2 protein-coding genes are annotated in these 1190 nt (G+C 56.0%); one reads left to right on the top strand and one right to left on the bottom strand.

Annotation, left to right across the window (positions count from 1 at the left end; genetic code table 11):
- Nucleotides 1–263, top strand: a 263-nt coding sequence (locus EOC06_RS41100; RefSeq protein ID WP_206631335.1) for a hypothetical protein, incomplete at its 5' end; no start/stop codon positions are given.
- Nucleotides 264–394: 131 nt separating this feature from the next.
- On the opposite strand, the gene EOC06_RS35985 is transcribed toward EOC06_RS41100, so the two are convergent.
- On the bottom strand, nucleotides 395–1060 hold the full coding sequence (locus EOC06_RS35985) for an isoprenylcysteine carboxylmethyltransferase family protein (RefSeq protein ID WP_306462383.1): 666 nt from the start codon (nucleotides 1058–1060) through the stop codon (nucleotides 395–397).
- Between the last annotated feature and the right edge of the window lie 130 nt (nucleotides 1061–1190).

Raw genomic sequence — 1190 nt, 5'->3', positions numbered from 1 at the left:
TGCCAGTTTCGTGGGCCGGAAAGCGGTTTGACCGCGCAGTTGGGCTCTCGGGCTTCGCAATCTTCCTGTTTCTGATGGTCGTGCAGGGGGTCAGCGAGTATTTCTTCTGGGACGAATTCACGACGCGCTTCAATTTCATCGCGGTCGACTACCTCGTGTACACGCAGGAAGTGATCCAGAACATTATGGAGAGCTATCCGGTCGTGCCGCTGCTTGCCGGCATCGGCCTGTTGGCGGTCGGCGGGCTGGTGGCGGTGTTCTGAGTGACATTCCTCAAGGAACATCGTTGTCGAACTGGGCAGGGGTTGCCTTGATCGCAACAGGCGCCGTTCTGGTACGCTACAAAGGCTAACAGGAGGGCTATTCGCGGCGGCTTATTGCTCCGTCTTTAGGATCAGAACAGCCAAAAAAAGGTGGGCAGATAGCCAGCTACCTGGAGGTATTCGATGCCTTCGATGGCTGGAAAGATCGCCAGAAAATAGAGGGCATCGAAGAATGTGCTTCTTAATGCGCTCGTGGAGAACGCGTGCTGATGCTTGTCCTGATGCAGCCACGGCTTGGGCCAGAACCGCGGCGTCCTTGCCACATATGCTTCGAACTCCGGACCAAATTTGTCACGAAGAAACGTCTCTTCCTTTCGGGCAGTCATCCCGAAAACCGCATAGGTGCACACCCCCAGAGCGGATGCAACGATGAGCGATCCGAACATGAGGCCGATGCCGAATGCTCCGATCGTCGAAAACAGATATAGGGGATTGCGTGTGATCGAGTACGGCCCGCTAACTGCCAATTCGCTGTTCTTCCGCCCCCCGACATAGAGGATGCTCCACAACCTCCCGAGTATGCAGACGAGGATCAGAACAAAACCGATCATCTCGACGACCTCGTGAAGGCTAGATGCTTCATCCCAACCGGGGCGAGAGAATAGCAGCGAGCCAATCGCCGCTATGCTCAAGGCCCGGACGACCAAAAGTCTCTTCCGCTGATTAAATGGTTGCGGGGCAATGGAAGCGGACATCATGGTTCCTTCGACAAAGGCTTTTTCGGGGGCTCGCGCCAAGCAGTGCATCCAATGTCGACCGATCTGTCAGAAATGTGACGCGCTGTCCGTTTTCCTGGCGGCGACTGCTCGGTTTCAATGGCAAGCTGGATAGCCGATTGCGGTAGGCCTGACCCTTGGCAGATCCCTA

It is taken from the genome of Mesorhizobium sp. M7A.F.Ca.MR.362.00.0.0, assembly GCF_004023175.1.
Lineage (GTDB): Bacteria > Pseudomonadota > Alphaproteobacteria > Rhizobiales > Rhizobiaceae > Mesorhizobium.
Note: the sequence above shows the minus strand (reverse complement) of the source record. Positions and strands in the feature narration are given on the sequence as shown.